The sequence below is a fragment of the Janthinobacterium sp. GW821-FHT03C08 genome (assembly GCF_059420905.1).
This window is the reverse complement of record NZ_JBWKUP010000001.1, coordinates 93,217-107,320: the sequence shown is the minus strand read 5'-3', so window position 1 is coordinate 107,320 and position 14,104 is coordinate 93,217. Positions and strand designations below refer to the sequence as shown.

Genomic DNA, 14,104 nt, shown 5'->3' with positions numbered 1-14,104 from the left:
TCGGGAGCACCGCCTTGAAAGAAATTGATATCCGCCCGGCCAACGAAGCCGATTTCGACGCCATGTGGCCGATCTTCCACACGCTGGTCGCCGCTGGCGACACTTACACCTTCCCTGCCGACGCCACGCGCGAAGACTGCCGCGCCTACTGGTTCGGCCCCGGCGTGCAGAGTTTTGTCGCCACGATGGGCGCGGAGCGCCTGCTGGGCATGTACAAGCTGGTGGCGAACCAGCCTGGCCATGGATCGCACGTGGCCAATGCCTCGTTCATGGTCGATCCCGCCGCGCAGGGCGTGGGCGTGGGCCGCATGCTGGGCGTGCACTGCATGGAGGAGGCGCGCCGCGCGGGTTTCCTTGCGATGCAGTTCAACTTCGTCGTCAGCACCAACCTGGCCGCCGTCACCCTGTGGAAGAAGCTCGGTTTCAGCGTGGTCGCTACCCTGCCGCTGGCCTACCGCCACGCGCAGCTGGGCTATGTGGACGCCTACGTGATGTACCAGTTGCTCAGCGACCCGATGCAGTGGCCCGCATGAGCGCCGCCGTCACCATCTGCGAGACGCCGCGCCTGCGTCTGCGCACCGTCACGCCCGACGACGCGGCCTTCTACCTGGAACTGGTCAACGACCCGTCGTGGATCGTCAACATCGGCCAGCGCAATCTGCACACCGTGGAGGCGGCCCGCGCGGCGCTGGAAACGGGCCCCATGGCGCAGTTCCGCGAGCATGGCTATTCCCTGTACATCATCGAGCGGCGCAGCGACGGCGCGCCCGTGGGCATGGGCGGCCTGGTGCGCCGCGACAGCCTGCCCGGCCCCGATATCGGCTATGCCCTGCGTCCAGCCCACTGGGGCCAGGGCTATGCCTACGAGGCGGCCGCCGCCATCGTGCAGCATGCGCAGCACGGACTGCGCCTGCCCACCCTGTACGGCATCACGTCGCAGCAGAACCAGGCGTCGATCAATCTGCTCAACAAGCTGGGATTGCGCTTCGAGCGCTTCACGCGCCGGCTGCCGGACGGCAAGGAGACGAATGTCTACCGGCGCGACTTCCGCCAGCATGGCTGAAGGCGCTGGCTGGCGCGTATCGTGAAAACCGGGAAAAGTATGGAGAAATGCGCGCCCGGCCCGGCGCGCGCCGATTACCATGCAGGCTGTCCGCCGCGCCAGCCTGTGCGGCCATCTTTTTGCGGGGAAGCAGCGTGACTTATCTCGGTATCGATATCGGCACGTCGGAAGTCAAGGCCATCCTGACGGACGACGCGCAAACCATCCTCGCCAGCAGCGGCGTGAGCCTGTGCGTCTCCAGCCCCCACGCCGGCTGGTCGGAGCAGGACCCCGAAGACTGGTGGCGGGCGACCCTGGCGGTCATCGCGGCGCTGCGCAGCGCCCAGCCGCAGGCGTTTTCCGGCTTGCGCGGCATCGCGCTGTCGGGCCAGATGCATGGCGCCACCCTGCTCGATGCGCAGCAGCGCGTGCTACGCCCGGCCATCCTGTGGAACGACACGCGCGCGGCGGCCGAATGCGCGGAACTCGAGGCGCTGGAACCCGCGTCGCGCCTCATCACGGGCAACCAGGCCATGCCCGGTTTCACGGCGCCCAAGCTGCTGTGGCTGCAAAAATACGAGCCGTCGCTGTTCCGCGCCACGGCCAAGGTCCTGCTGCCCAAGGATTACGTGGCCCTGCGCCTGACGGGAGAATATGTCTCCGACATGTCCGACGCTTCCGGCACCCTGTGGCTGGACGTGGCCAGGCGCGACTGGTCCGAGCGCATGCTGGCCGCCACCGGCCTCGCGCGCGGGCACATGCCGCGCCTGGTGGAGGGCAGCGCCGCCGCCGCGCAGGTGCGCCCGGCCCTGTGCCGGGAGTGGGGCATCGCGCACGCGGTGCTGCTGGCCGGCGGCGCGGGCGACAACGCGGCCGCCGCCGTGGGCCTGGGCGTGGTGGAGCCGGGCGCCGGCCTGCTGTCGCTGGGCACATCCGGCGTGCTGTTCGCGGGCAGCGATGGCTTCGCGCCCAATCCGGGCCAGGGCGTGCATGCGTTCTGCCATTGCCTGCCCGGACGCTGGCACCAGATGAGCGTGATCCTCAGCGCCGCGTCCAGCCTTGCCTGGGTGGCGCAGCTGACGCAGTCGCCCGACATCGGAGAACTGGTGAAACTGGCGGAAAACGTCGAGGCGCGCACGGCGCCCATCTTTTTGCCGTATTTGAGCGGCGAGCGCACGCCGCACAACGACGCTGCGGCGCGCGGCGTGTTCTTCGGCCTGTCGACGGAGCACGGGCGCGCGGAACTGGCCTACAGCGTGATGGAAGGCGTGGCCTTTGCCATGGCCGACGGCAATGCGGCCCTGCGCAGCGCCGGCACGCGCTTGCAGGAAGCGTCGTTCGTGGGCGGCGGTTCACGCAGCCGCTTCTGGGCGCAGCTGTGCGCGGATGCGTCGGGCTTGCACGTGCTGCGGCACGACCACGGCGTGGCCGGCGGCACCCTGGGTGCGGCGCGCCTGGCGCAGATGGCGGTGACGGGCTTGCCGCCCGCGCAGGTGTGCACGCGTCCGGCCGTGCAGGAAGCCATCGCGCCACGGGCCGGCACCGTGCTGGACGAGCGCCTGGCGCGCTACCGGCGCCTGTATCCGCTGCTGCGCGAGGAGTTCGCGGCCGCGTCCGCCCGCTGACGCCGCCGGCAAGCTTGACTGCCTGACCATGCTGCAGGTGCGGCAATATGGCCAGACAGTCAATCTTCTCGTGTAATTTGTTGTTTCTATGTTGAAAGTGTTTCTCTAGCGAAAGCGCTGCTTGGTTTTTCACGGGGCGCGCCGCATGATTTCTGTATTTGGTGAGAATTGGATAGTTTTGGCGCCACCTTTGTTGCCATCCTGTTCTTGCCGCCGGGAGAAACACATGCAACTTGCGAATCTGAAAATCTCCGTCCGCCTGGGTCTGTTGGGCGCCTTCTTCTTCCTTGCGCTGGTCTTCGTCGGCGCGCGCGGCTGGAGCGCGCTCGACGCGGCCAGCGCGCGCGGCAACGAAGCCATGCAGCGCTCCGTCGCCCTGACGGAAGCCGTCGACGCGGCGCGCAGCGCACAGGTGGAATTCAAGATCCAGGTGCAGGAGTGGAAAAACATCCTGCTGCGCGGCGGCGATGCGGCTGCCTTCCAGCGCTACCGCGAAGCGTTCGTCGCCAGCGGCGCGCAGACGCGCAAGGAATTGACCAGCCTGCAGGCGATGATGGCCGCGCTGGGCCTGGACACGGCGCCCGTGGCGCAGGCCGTGCAGGCGCACGATGCGCTGGGCGTGAGCTACCTGGCGGCGCTGCAAAAGTACGACGGCGCGAGGGCCGACAGCGCCCAGGCCGTCGATGCGCTGGTCAAGGGCATCGACCGCGAGCCGACGCGCCAGATCGACGCCATCGTCGCGGCCATCGGCAAGCAGTCGCACGCCCTGATGGCGCAGATGAAGGAACAGGACGCGGCCGCGCACCGCAGCGCCAGCATCGCCATGCTGGCCACCGTGCTGGTGACGCTGGTGGTGGGGGCGGTCACCGTCTGGTGGCTGGTCCGCAGCATCACCGTGCCGCTCGGCGCGGCCGTCGGCATCGCCCAGCAGGTGGCGGCGGGGGACTTGCGCGCCGTGGTGGCCGATGGCAGCCGCGACGAGATCGGCGACCTGCTGCGCGCCCTGAAAGCCATGAGCGGCAACCTGGCCGCCATCGTGGGGCGGGTGCGCGCCGGCACGGACGCCATCGCCACGGCGTCCGGTGAAATCGCCAGCGGCAACATGGACCTGTCCTCGCGCACGGAGGAGCAGGCCAGTTCGCTGGAAGAGACGGCCGCCTCGATGATCGAGCTGACCTCCACCGTGCGGCAGAATAACGACAACGCGGACCAGGCGCGCCAGCTGGCCGGCGGCGCGTCGGAGGTGGCGCAGCGCGGCGGCGAAGCCGTGGCGCAGGTGGTGCAGATCATGAGCCATATCAATGCCTCGTCGAAGCGCATCGTCGACATCATCGGCGTCATCGACGGCATCGCCTTCCAGACCAACATCCTGGCCCTGAATGCGGCCGTGGAAGCGGCGCGTGCGGGCGAGCAGGGACGCGGCTTCGCCGTCGTCGCCAGCGAGGTGCGCAACCTGGCGCACCGCTCCAGCGCAGCGGCCATGGAAATCAAGCAGCTGATCGGCGAATCCGTGCGCACGGTGGAAGAGGGCAGCGTGCTGGCCGGCCAGGCGGGGCGCACGATGGAGGACGTGGTGGGTAGCGTGCAGCGCGTGAATGCCATCATCGGCGAGATCGCCGTGGCCAGCGTGGAACAGCGCGACGGCATCGAGCAGATCAGCATCGCCATCAGCCAGATGGATGGCGTGACGCAGCAGAACGCGGCCCTGGTGGAGCAGGCCGCCGCTGCCGCCGACGCCCTGCAGCAGCAGGCGGCCAGCCTGGCCGACGCCGTCAGCATCTTCAAGCTGCATGGCACGCCAGGCATGGGAGCGCCGGCGGGCGCCGTCCTGGCCCGGACCCTGTCGCTGACCTGACGCGGACCTGCCCCGCGCCGCTTGATGCCAGTCAAGCGGCGTCCGATCAGGCAAAAAAACGGCCCGAATTCTTATACTATTTCCTTTCCGCATGGATCTGCGCCCGGCCGCATGGCGCGCGTTGCAAAGGAAAACCATGTACCGTACCCTCCGCCTGCCGGGTGACGCATGACGGCGCTGCTGCTGGCGCTGTGCCTGTGCCTGTCCGTGGTGCTCAGCGTGCTGCTGGCTTGCCAGTGGCAGGCGGCGCGCGCGTGGCGCATGCGCCATGCGACGGGCGTGGTGCGGCAGGCGGCGCAGGCGCAGGTCATGGCCGATACGCTGGCGCTGCTGCACGCGCTGCCGGCGGCCGTCATCGGCACCGACCGGGATGGCGTGGTGGAGTACCTCAATCCCCGCGCCAGCGCCATGGGCGGCCTGCTGGCCGAGGAGGGCCTGGGGCAGCCCGTGACGCAGCTGCTGCCCCTGTTCCACGACGGCACGCCCATCGACGCGGCGCGCCAGGTGCGCGACTGCGTGGCGCAGCAGGAAGTGCTGGAAGTGGCGCGCGGCGCCGTGCTGCTGCGCCACCTCGACGGCAAGCGCATCGACGTGCAGTACAGCTGCGCGCCGCTGGCGCAGGGCGGTGCCGTGCTGCTGCTGCACGACGTGTCGGCGCGCCGGCGCGCCGAGCAGCAGCTGGAATTCATCGCCCACCACGACGGCTTGACGGGCTTGCCGAACCGGCTGCATTTCCAGATCCGCTTCGAGCACGGCATCGCGTATGCGCGCCGCCACCAGGGCCTGCTGGCGGTGCTGTTCGTCGACATCGACCGCTTCAAGTCCATCAACGACAGCCTGGGGCACGACGTGGGCGACCAGGTGCTGACGGAGTTCGCGCGCCGGGTGCAGCAGTGCGTGCGCAAGGTCGACACGGTGGCGCGCCAGGGCGGCGACGAATTCATCATCCTGCTGACGGAACTGCGCACGGCGCAGGATGCCGAGCGGGTGGCCGAGAAGATCGTCGGCGCCATCGCCGCCCCCTTCGTCATCGGCGAATACAGCCTGGCTGTGGCGGCCAGCGTGGGCGTGGCCCTGTATCCGGACGATGACGACGACGTCAATGCGCTGATCGAAAAGGCCGACCTGGCCATGTATGCGGCCAAGCGCCATGCCCCCGGCACTTGCCAGCGCTACGCGCCGCGCATGCAGACGCAGTCGTACTCGCGCACCATCCTCGAGACGGCGCTGCGCCATGCGCTCGAGCGCAACGAGTTCGTGCTGTACTACCAGCCGCGCGTGGACCTGCAGACGCGCAGCATCACGGGCGTGAAGGCGCTGCTGCGCTGGAAGCACCCGGAACTGGGCCTGATGATGCCGCTCGATTTTTTGCCGGTGCTGGAAGAGAGCGCCCTGATCCTGCCGGTGGGCGCCTGGGTGCTGGCCACGGCCGTGGAGCAGGCGCGCAGCTGGATCGCGCAGGGCCAGCCGCTGACCGTCTCCGTCAGCCTGTCGGCGCGCCAGTTCTATCAGCGCGACATCGTGCGCAATTTCGCCGCCGCGCTGGAGGCGGCCGGCGTGCCCGGCCGCTGCATCGAACTGGAAATCGCCGCCGCCATCCTCATCGACCGCAACCAGAACTGCGAACTGATCATGCGCCAGTTCCGCCAGCTGGGCATCGCCATCGCCATCAGCGATTTCGGCACGGGCGACGCGTCGCTGAACTACCTGAAGCGCTTTCCCACGGATGCGGTGAAGATCGAGAAATGCTTCGTCGATGACCTGGGCAAGCCGGGCGGCGACGGCGCCATGGTGCGCGCCATCGTGGCCATGGCGCACACGCTGGGACTGCGCACCGTCGCCGGCGGCGTGGAAAACGGCGAGCAGCTGGAACTGCTGGCCGAGATGGGCTGCGACGAGGCGTTCGGCTATTTCCTGGGCCGCGCCATGGCGCCCGAGGGCGTCGAGGCGCTGCTCAAGTCGGCTAGCCCGGCCTGAGGGATAGCACCGCCAGCACGACGGCGGCCAGCACGGCCGCGGCGCCGATGACGCGCGCCAGGCGCATGGCGTGATGCGGCGCATAGGGCAGCAGCCAGATGAGCAGCAAGCCGCAGCCCGTCAGGCTGCCGATCCAGTAGACGAGGCCATAGCCGCCGGCGATGTGCATGGCCCAGGCCAGGGCCGCCGCCAGCGCCAGCGACCCCGTCCACTGCAGGCGGCGGCGCAGGGGCGCGGGCGGTTCGGCGCCGCGTCCGTGCAGGTCGGCGTAGTGGCGGTCCATGGCCAGGCACAGCGCGGACAGGCCCGCGTAGCACAGGGCGAGGACGAGAAAATTCGCCAGCAGCTCCATCACGCGGCCTCCATCGTCGTCGGCGCCGGCTTGGCGGCGGGTGCGGCCTTGGCCGCTTTCACGGGCAGCGGTTTCAATTTGAACGCCGCATACGCGAGGCCCAGGCCCAGCACCAGCACCACCAGGTCGAAGGCGGCCACCGCCAAGGGGCCGCGGCCCAGGAACAGGGTCACGCCCAGGTGCGATGCGGTGGTGAAGACGTTCAGCACGGGCAGGGATGCCAGCATGAACGCGCCGACGCCCAGCTGCATGCGCCACATGGCGCGCGACGGGCGCAGCTGGGCGATGATGGCGGCCAGCGCCCAGGCGCCGAAGAAGCAGGCGATTTCCTCCTTCGGCCGGTCTTCCATCGTCACCGACAGCAGGCGGTTGGCCCAGAAGTAGGCGCCGAAGGCGATCGGGATGCCGGCGATGGCGCCGATGTTGAGCGCTTCCACCAGGCGCAGGCCGAAGCTGGGGCGCTTGCCGGCGGCCAGCGCCTTGGCCTGCTTCTGGCGCGTCTTGACGGCCCACAGCAGGGCGCCCGTGGCCACCATGGCGCATCCGGCCAGGCCGGAGAGGAAGAACAGGGCGCGCAGCAGCGGCCCGCCGAAGCGGGCGATGTGCAAGCCATACATCACGCCATGCGTGGCGGCCGCGCCGGGCAGCGCTTCGCCATCGGTGGCCAGCAGCTTGCCCGTGACGCCATCGAATTCCATCGACGGCTGCTTCGACGAGATGTTGCGCCCGGCCGCGCGCGACAGGGTCACGCTGGCGTTGGCGTCGCCCGGATGATTCACGGAGATGCGCTCGACCTTGCCGCCGCCCCAGTGCTGCTCCGCCTGGCGCACGAGGGGCGCCAGGGGCGTCAGGGGCGCGGCCACGCCGGCCGCCTTGCGCTCGTCCGAGCGGCCCGGGAAGGCTTCGGCGAAGAAGGCATCCTGGTCGCCCTTGTAGGCAGCCGTGGCGCCGGACGGCATGTACAGGAACATCAGGGTGACGAGGCCCGTGTAGGTGATCATCATGTGGTAGGGCAGGGCCAGCACGGCCGTCACGTTGTGCGCGTCCAGCCACGAGCGCTGGCCCTTCTTCGGACGGAAGGTGAACAGGTCCTTGAAGATGCGCTTGTGCGTGACGATGCCGCTGATGATGGAGACGAACATGAACATGGCGCAGAAGCCCACGATCCAGCGGCCCCAGATGGCGGACATGTAGTGCAGGTCGAAATGCAGGCGATAGAGGAATTCGCCGCCCCGCGTGTCGCGCGGCTTGGACAGCACTTCGCCCGTGGCCGGGTCGGCCGCCTCGCTATGGAAATTGCCGCGGCGGCCGCGCTTCTTTTCGCCCGGCTGCGCGGGCTTGCTCCAGCCCAGCTGCAGCGCGGGATTGCGCTCGCCGGGCAGGCTGATGAACCAGCGCGTGGCGCCCTCGGCCCGTGCTTCCATGGCCGCTTGCGCGACCGTGGCCGCAGCCTCCGTCGTCACGTCGCTGGCGGCGGCGCCATGCAGTTCGGGCTGCATCCACAGGGTGATTTCATTGCGGTAGTAGCTGGCCGTACCGGCGCAAAACACCAGCAGCAGGATCCAGCAGACGAGCAGTCCGGACCAGGTGTGCAGCCATGCCATCGACTGGCGGAAACCTTCTTTCATGCGAGACTCCAGGAAAGTGCGTCCATCGACTGCAGGATGGCGGCGATGACGGCGGCGGGGATCGCGAGGCCCAGCCAGGCGCGCAGGGCGCTGCGCGTGGCGAAGACCCACATCACCACGCAGGTGTAGATGGCAAACGACAGCAGGGTGGCCGTCATGACGGCTTCGGAACGGGCCATGGGCAGGCTGACCGACAGCAGCATGGTGAGCAGCGCGGCCAGCACGTAGCCGCCGACGATGGCGGCCACGCTGCGCGAGGCCACGCCGAGGCGGTAGAGCGCGCCGGCGGACAGGCGCAGGCGCGGCGCTTTTTCAGCGGTAGCGGGAGGGGCAGGCGCTTGCATGGTCAGTCGCGGTCCTTGCTGGGCGGCAGGGCCTGGCCGTCCTGCTGCAGGCAGATCTGGTGCGCGCCGGCGGTGCCGCACACGGTAGCGGCGCCCGGCAGGGCGGCGGCGAGGGCGCCGCGGCGCGCGATGGAGGTGATGTGCATGGTGTATCCCTGGTATTTTTTATGTCAAACAGTCAAAACGGCCGCGCTCCCGAAGATGGCGGCCGGCACGGTGCATCAGTGCTGGTAACGCAGGTTCAGCGCCACGCTGCGCGGTTCGCCGTAATAGCCGCCGTTATAGAAACCCACGCGGCGGAAATACGTCTTGTCGAACAGGTTGTTGATATTCAGGCTGGCCGACAGTTTCGGGCTGATCTGGTAGCGCGCCATCAGGTTGGCCAGTGCGTAGCTGCCCTGGCTGACCCGCGTCTTCGTCTTGTCCGGCAGGGTGGCCGTCGTCCAGATTTCGTTCTGCCAGTTCACGCCGCCGCCGACAGTGAGGTTTTGCCACTGGCCGGGCAGGCGGTAGGTGGTCGAGACGCGCAGCATGTTGCTTGGCTGGATGGTGTTGGTCAGCACGCCCTTGCCCGTCTTCGAGGTGCCGTGCGTAAAGCCGCCGAACAACTGCCAGCCCGCCAGCGGGCTGCCCGATACTTCCGCTTCGTAGCCGCGGCTTTTCGTGCCCTTGCCCGTCGAGACATACGGACGGCTGCCGTCCGGCAGCAAGAAGGTCAGGGGCACGGAGGGATCTTCCTCGCCGAGGTTGTCCTGCTTCGCCTCATACATGGCGAACGAGGCATTGACGGCGCCGTCGAGGAATTCGCTCTTCACGCCCGCTTCCACGTTGCTGCCCGTGATCGGGTCGAGGAAGGCGTTGTTCTTGTCCTTCAGATTCTGCGGCTTGAACAGGTCCGTGTAGCTGGCGTACAGCGAGGTGCTCTTGCTCACGTCCAGCACCACGCCCGCATACGGCGTGACCACATCGTCCGTCTTGTAGGCCGAGCTGCGCTGCGCAAAACGGCCCTGGGTGTCGTAGCGGTCGTTATACGTTTCCCACCTCGAGACGCGCGCGCCGGCCAGCACCTTCAGCTTGTCCGTCACGTTGATGCGCGTGGCGATGAAGGCGCCCGACTGCTTGGTGGTGGCGACGTCGCGCGCGCCCGTGCGCAGCATGGCCGGCTCGGGCACGTCGCCCGTCCAGTGGCGGAAGTCGGGAATGGCGGTGGCGAAGGGCAGCGGGTCCTCGAACTGCGTTTCATTCGTCGTGCCGACGCGCTTCCAGCCGTTGGCGCCGATCACCAGGTCATGCCGGCGGCCGAACAGGGGGAAGGTGCCGTTGGCCGACAGGTCGAAGTTGTCCTGCTTTTCATCGTAGGGGAAGGCGCTGCTCCACACGCCCAGGCCGGAGCCGTCGCGGTTCGGGTAGCCGCTGCCGCCGTAGAACAGCTTGCCGTTCGAGGAACTGTCCAGGCGGCCATACGCGGCCTTGACCTTCCAGTCGTTGGCGAAGCGATGTTCGAGGTAGACGTATTTGTTTTCGAACGTGCGCTCCCAACTGCTCCACCTGGCCGCCATGTTGAACGAGCGGGGCATGTGGGCCAGGGTGCCATCCGAGAAGAACAGGGGCGTGGTGCCCCAGCTCGTGCCTTTCGGCGTGTTCTTCTGGTAGTCGATGCCGGCCGTCAGCAAGGTGGCCGGCGTCAGGTCCGCCTCGACGATGACGGCGCCCACCAGCTTGCGCTCCTGGTACAGGTCGAGGTGGGAATGGCGGTTCTGGTCCGCCACGACGACGCGTCCGCGGATGCTGCCGTCGGCATTGAGTGGCGCGCTGACGTCGCCTTCGAGGCGGACCTTGCTCCAGGAACCGACGGTCAGGCCGGCCGCGGCGGAAAATTCCTTGCCCGGGCGCTTGTGCAGCATGTTGATGGTGGCCGACGGGTCGCCATTGCCGCTGACCAGGCCCGTGGCGCCGCGCACGATTTCGATGCGGTCATAGATGGCCGTGTCGAACAGCGCATTGCTGCCCGAATTGACGGCCACGCCGTCGATCTGATAATTGCCGATGGAAAAGCCGCGCGCGGAGAAATTGGTGCGTTCGCTGTCGTTTTCCTGCACCGTCACGCCCGTCGACTGCACCAGCACTTCGGCCAGGCTGTTCAAGCCCATGTCGTCCATGCGCTGGCGAGTGACCACGGAAATCGATTGCGGCGTTTCGCGGATCGACAGGCCCATGCGCGTGGCCGTGGCCATCTCTTTCGTCGTGTAGGAACCCGTGTTTTCCGTCGATGCCTTGTCTTGCTGGCCCAGCACCTTAATCTCGCTCAAGGTGGCCACCTCGGGATTGGCCGGGGCGTCGGCGGCCAGGGCCGCGCCGGCGCCCAGCGCCGTCGCCAGCAGGGCGGACCGGACGGCGGCGGCCAGCGGCCGCACGCGGCATGCGGGGAGGGCGGGGGAAATCGTGGCGGCGGCGGTGCCGGCCAGCGAACGTGTTCGTGCCATGAAGCATCCTTCTTCTCGTGTACCTGCCGTCGTGCGACAGGCTTTTTGTGGGGGGAGCTTGCTTGGCGTGCTTGCCTGGCTGGCGCAGCGTGTCATTCAGCCGTGCACGGGCCGGGGACGGCGTGCAGACCTTGGAAGGCCTAAATGTGAATGAGAACTATTCTTATTATAGTGCTGAGTTGTGAGACATGCAAGAGTGCGGTGCCGGGCAGGGATGCGCTGCGGCTGTAAACGAGCACGGCCGCCGCAAGCATGCGGCGGCCGTGGCGCGTGCTGCTGTCGGGAAGGCGCTTACAGGGACGGCGTGTAGCGCAGGGTGAGGATGATGTTGCGCGGCTCGCCAAAGTAATTGCCGCGACGCAGCTCGCCCGTGGCGGCCCAGTAGGTCTTGTCCGTCAGGTTGGCGATGCTGAGGCTGGCGCTCCAGTTGCGGTTGAAGATGTAGGCGGCGCGCGCGTCCCAGACGGTGCGTCCGCCATTGCGGAAGCTCACGTCCGGGTTGTCGTCCGCCTGGTACAGGTAGCCGCTTTGCGCCGAGACGCCGCCGCCGATGGTCCAGTGGTTCCACGCGCCGGGCAGGCGATAGCTGGTCGACACGCGCAGCATATGCCTGGGCGTGACGGTGGGCGGGGTCTCGCCCGCCTCGCCGCGCGCGATGTTGTAGGTGTAGCCGGATGACAGCTGCCAACCGGGCAACACTTCGCCGCTGGCGTCCGCGTCAATGCCCGTGCTGCGCAGCGGCCGGCCATTGCGGTAGCAGCTGCCCGTCACGTCCCACTTCAGGCAATCGTCGTTGCTGGCCTCGTCGTAGATGGCCGTGTCGCGCTTGTTGATGCGGAAGGCGGCCAGCGCCACGTTCAGGCGGCCGTCGTACAGCTCGCCCTTCACGCCCGCCTCATAGGTGTCGCCAACGACGGGTTTCAGCGGCTGTCCGCCCAGGGTGTAGTACAGGCTCTGCGGCTGGAAGATGCTGGCGTAGCTGCCGTACACGGACCACTGCCGGCCCAGGTCCTGCACCAGGCCCGCATACGGCGTGAATTCGCCGCTCTCCTTGTAGCGGCTGACGGGGTCGGTGGGCAGCCTGCCCGTGGTCTGCTTGTCGAACCAGCTCAGGCGGCCGCCCAGCAGCAGGTGCAGCGCCGGATGGAGTTCCCAGCGCGTGCTGGCGTAGGCGCCGTAATGCTGTTCGTTCAGCTGCGGCAGCGAGTCCCAGGCTGGGCGCGTCGGGCGGGGCAGCAGCGTATTGTTGGGATGAAAGACGTCGAAGGGCAGGCCGGGCGAGGTCGAGGCCGCGTGGTCATCCGTGAGGGCGCGCGAGGCGTTCAGTCCCAGCAGCACTTCATGCCTGCCGCCCCAGGCACCGAAGCTGCCGCCCACGTTGGCGTCGATGCCCGTGGTGACGATATCCTGCTTGCGGTAATTGATGCTGTACAGGCGCGCGCCCGTTTGCGTGACGGGATCGATGCTGCCGCGCACGATGGCCGCCTGCTGGTCGAAATTGCCATAGGTGCGGTTGAGGGCGACCCTGGCCTTCCAGTCGCCGCCGAAGCGGTGCTCCAGGTCGGCGAACAGTTCGCCGATGGTGGCGTCGTGGCGGTTCCAGTCCTGCGCCAGCGAGGTCGAACGGCGGATCGGCAAGGTGGCGCCATTGCTGTAGCGGGGCAGGCCGAACAGCCAGTAGCCATCCGTCACCGTGTGCTGGCGGCGCGCGCCCGCGCGCACGGTGGTGGCGGCGTCCAGGTCCGCCTCGACGATGCCGTAGAACAGGGGCATGCGGCTGTGCGCCGCATCATAAAAGTAGCCGCGGTCTTCGTAGGCCACGAGGGCGCGGCCGCGCACCGTGCCGGCCGCGTTCAGGGGCGTGCCCGCATCGAGCTCCACGCGGCGCTGCTTCCAGCTGCCCACGGTGGCGGTGACGTCCGCATGGGCTTCCGCGCGCGGGCGCTTGCGCACCAGGTTGGCCACGCCGCCCGGCGTGCCGGCGCCGACGATCAGGCCGGCCGAGCCGCGCAGGATTTCCACGCGGTCATACACGGCCATGTCCGGGATCAGCCAGCCCGTGGCATTGTCGGAAATGCCGGGCATGCCGTCGACCAGGTAGGACAGGGCGTTGCCGCGCGCGAGGAATTCGTGCGAGCCGAAGCTGCGGTTCATGCGCGTCAGGCCCGTGCTCTGTTCCAGCACCTGGTCCAGGGTGAACAAATTCTTGTCATCCATCTGCTGGCGCGTGACGACGGATACGGATTGCGGCGTTTCGCGCAATGAACGTTCCACACCCGCCAGTGTCACGGCGGGCGTAGTGTAGGCGCCCGTGCCGTCGCTGGTGGCCGTGCGCTCGCCATTGGCCGTCACGGTGATTTCCGACAGGGTGGCCGTCTCGCCCGAGACCCTGGGCGCCGCCTTGATGATGACGGCATTGCCATCGATGGATGCCTGCAGGCCGCTGCCGGCCAGCAGGCGCTCCAGGCCGTCGCGCACGCTCAGCGTGCCGCTGACGGCGGGCGCCGTCTTGCCGGCCACGAGGTCGGGAGCGAACAGCAGTTGCAGATTGGCTTGCCGCGCCAGTTCATTCAGGGCCTGGCCCAGCGGCTGGGCGGCGATGGCCAGTTTGATCGGGGGCGAGGCTTGTGCCTGCGCCACGGTGGTCGTGCCCAGCGCCAGCATGGCGGCCAGGGCGAGAGGGGCGGGTGTCAGCTTGAAGCGGGGGGACCACATGGTGCGTTTCTCCAGGTTAATTTGTTGTCGATTAACGTGGTAGACGCGGCAGCAGATAAAACCCACACCTGCGCATGCGATAT

The 14,104-nt window shown here is 68.2% G+C and carries 11 protein-coding genes; 5 read left to right on the top strand and 6 right to left on the bottom strand.

Going from position 1 to position 14,104, the window contains the following annotated elements; translation table 11 throughout:
* The first annotated feature begins 14 nt into the window (after positions 1–14).
* The 5 genes from AC07VL_RS00495 to AC07VL_RS00475 all read left to right on the top strand — a co-directional run bounded on the left by AC07VL_RS00495 (position 15) and on the right by AC07VL_RS00475 (position 6,499).
* Complete coding sequence (locus AC07VL_RS00495) at positions 15–533, top strand: GNAT family N-acetyltransferase (protein ID WP_494804127.1); 519 nt, start codon at positions 15–17, stop codon at positions 531–533.
* The gene (locus AC07VL_RS00490; protein WP_494804126.1) at positions 530–1,063 is read left to right on the top strand and encodes a GNAT family N-acetyltransferase; all 534 of its coding nucleotides are present in this window, start codon (positions 530–532) and stop codon (positions 1,061–1,063) included. The genes AC07VL_RS00495 and AC07VL_RS00490 overlap by 4 nt, the downstream gene beginning before the upstream one ends.
* Before the next feature lie 134 nt (positions 1,064–1,197).
* Entirely contained in the window at positions 1,198–2,667 is a 1,470-nt protein-coding gene (gene xylB / locus AC07VL_RS00485; protein WP_494804125.1) for a xylulokinase, read from the top strand.
* A gap of 226 nt (positions 2,668–2,893) precedes the next feature.
* Positions 2,894–4,522 (top strand): methyl-accepting chemotaxis protein, encoded by a 1,629-nt coding sequence (locus AC07VL_RS00480; protein WP_494804124.1) that lies wholly within the window; start codon positions 2,894–2,896, stop codon positions 4,520–4,522.
* 168 nt (positions 4,523–4,690) lie between these two features.
* Positions 4,691–6,499 carry a putative bifunctional diguanylate cyclase/phosphodiesterase gene (locus tag AC07VL_RS00475; protein ID WP_494804123.1) on the top strand — a complete coding sequence of 603 codons (1,809 nt, stop codon included), beginning with the start codon at positions 4,691–4,693 and terminating at the stop codon, positions 6,497–6,499.
* Here the strand turns inward: AC07VL_RS00475 and AC07VL_RS00470 are convergent.
* The 6 genes from AC07VL_RS00470 to AC07VL_RS00445 form a co-directional block, all read right to left on the bottom strand.
* Positions 6,486–6,851 (bottom strand): DUF3325 domain-containing protein, encoded by a 366-nt coding sequence (locus AC07VL_RS00470; protein WP_494804441.1) that lies wholly within the window; start codon positions 6,849–6,851, stop codon positions 6,486–6,488. The two genes, AC07VL_RS00475 and AC07VL_RS00470, sit on opposite strands and share 14 nt — an antisense overlap.
* Entirely contained in the window at positions 6,851–8,479 is a 1,629-nt protein-coding gene (locus tag AC07VL_RS00465) for a PepSY-associated TM helix domain-containing protein (protein WP_494804122.1), read from the bottom strand. Before AC07VL_RS00465 ends, AC07VL_RS00470 begins: the two co-directional genes overlap by 1 nt.
* Positions 8,476–8,823: a DUF3649 domain-containing protein gene (locus AC07VL_RS00460; protein WP_494804121.1), complete on the bottom strand. Its 348-nt coding sequence runs from the start codon at positions 8,821–8,823 to the stop codon at positions 8,476–8,478. The genes AC07VL_RS00465 and AC07VL_RS00460 overlap by 4 nt, the downstream gene beginning before the upstream one ends.
* A gap of 2 nt (positions 8,824–8,825) precedes the next feature.
* Positions 8,826–8,969, bottom strand: coding sequence for a hypothetical protein (locus AC07VL_RS00455; RefSeq protein ID WP_494804120.1), 144 nt, complete (start codon positions 8,967–8,969; stop codon positions 8,826–8,828).
* Positions 8,970–9,044: 75 nt separating this feature from the next.
* Entirely contained in the window at positions 9,045–11,306 is a 2,262-nt protein-coding gene (locus AC07VL_RS00450; protein ID WP_494804119.1) for a TonB-dependent siderophore receptor, read from the bottom strand.
* 291 nt (positions 11,307–11,597) lie between these two features.
* Positions 11,598–14,021 carry a TonB-dependent siderophore receptor gene (locus AC07VL_RS00445; RefSeq protein ID WP_494804118.1) on the bottom strand — a complete coding sequence of 808 codons (2,424 nt, stop codon included), beginning with the start codon at positions 14,019–14,021 and terminating at the stop codon, positions 11,598–11,600.
* Between the last annotated feature and the right edge of the window lie 83 nt (positions 14,022–14,104).

What these genes read in the sequence shown, in the direction of transcription:
- AC07VL_RS00490 (WP_494804126.1), top strand. Translation starts at nt 530, where the DNA reads ATGAGCGCCGCCGTCACCATCTGCGAGACGCCGCGCCTGCGTCTGCGC.
- AC07VL_RS00480 (WP_494804124.1), top strand. Translation starts at nt 2,894, where the DNA reads ATGCAACTTGCGAATCTGAAAATCTCCGTCCGCCTGGGTCTGTTGGGC.
- AC07VL_RS00475 (WP_494804123.1), top strand. Translation starts at nt 4,691, where the DNA reads ATGACGGCGCTGCTGCTGGCGCTGTGCCTGTGCCTGTCCGTGGTGCTC.
- AC07VL_RS00470 (WP_494804441.1), bottom strand. Translation starts at nt 6,851, where the DNA reads ATGGAGCTGCTGGCGAATTTTCTCGTCCTCGCCCTGTGCTACGCGGGC.
- AC07VL_RS00465 (WP_494804122.1), bottom strand. Translation starts at nt 8,479, where the DNA reads ATGAAAGAAGGTTTCCGCCAGTCGATGGCATGGCTGCACACCTGGTCC.
- AC07VL_RS00460 (WP_494804121.1), bottom strand. Translation starts at nt 8,823, where the DNA reads ATGCAAGCGCCTGCCCCTCCCGCTACCGCTGAAAAAGCGCCGCGCCTG.
- AC07VL_RS00455 (WP_494804120.1), bottom strand. Translation starts at nt 8,969, where the DNA reads ATGCACATCACCTCCATCGCGCGCCGCGGCGCCCTCGCCGCCGCCCTG.
- AC07VL_RS00450 (WP_494804119.1), bottom strand. Translation starts at nt 11,306, where the DNA reads ATGGCACGAACACGTTCGCTGGCCGGCACCGCCGCCGCCACGATTTCC.
- AC07VL_RS00445 (WP_494804118.1), bottom strand. Translation starts at nt 14,021, where the DNA reads ATGTGGTCCCCCCGCTTCAAGCTGACACCCGCCCCTCTCGCCCTGGCC.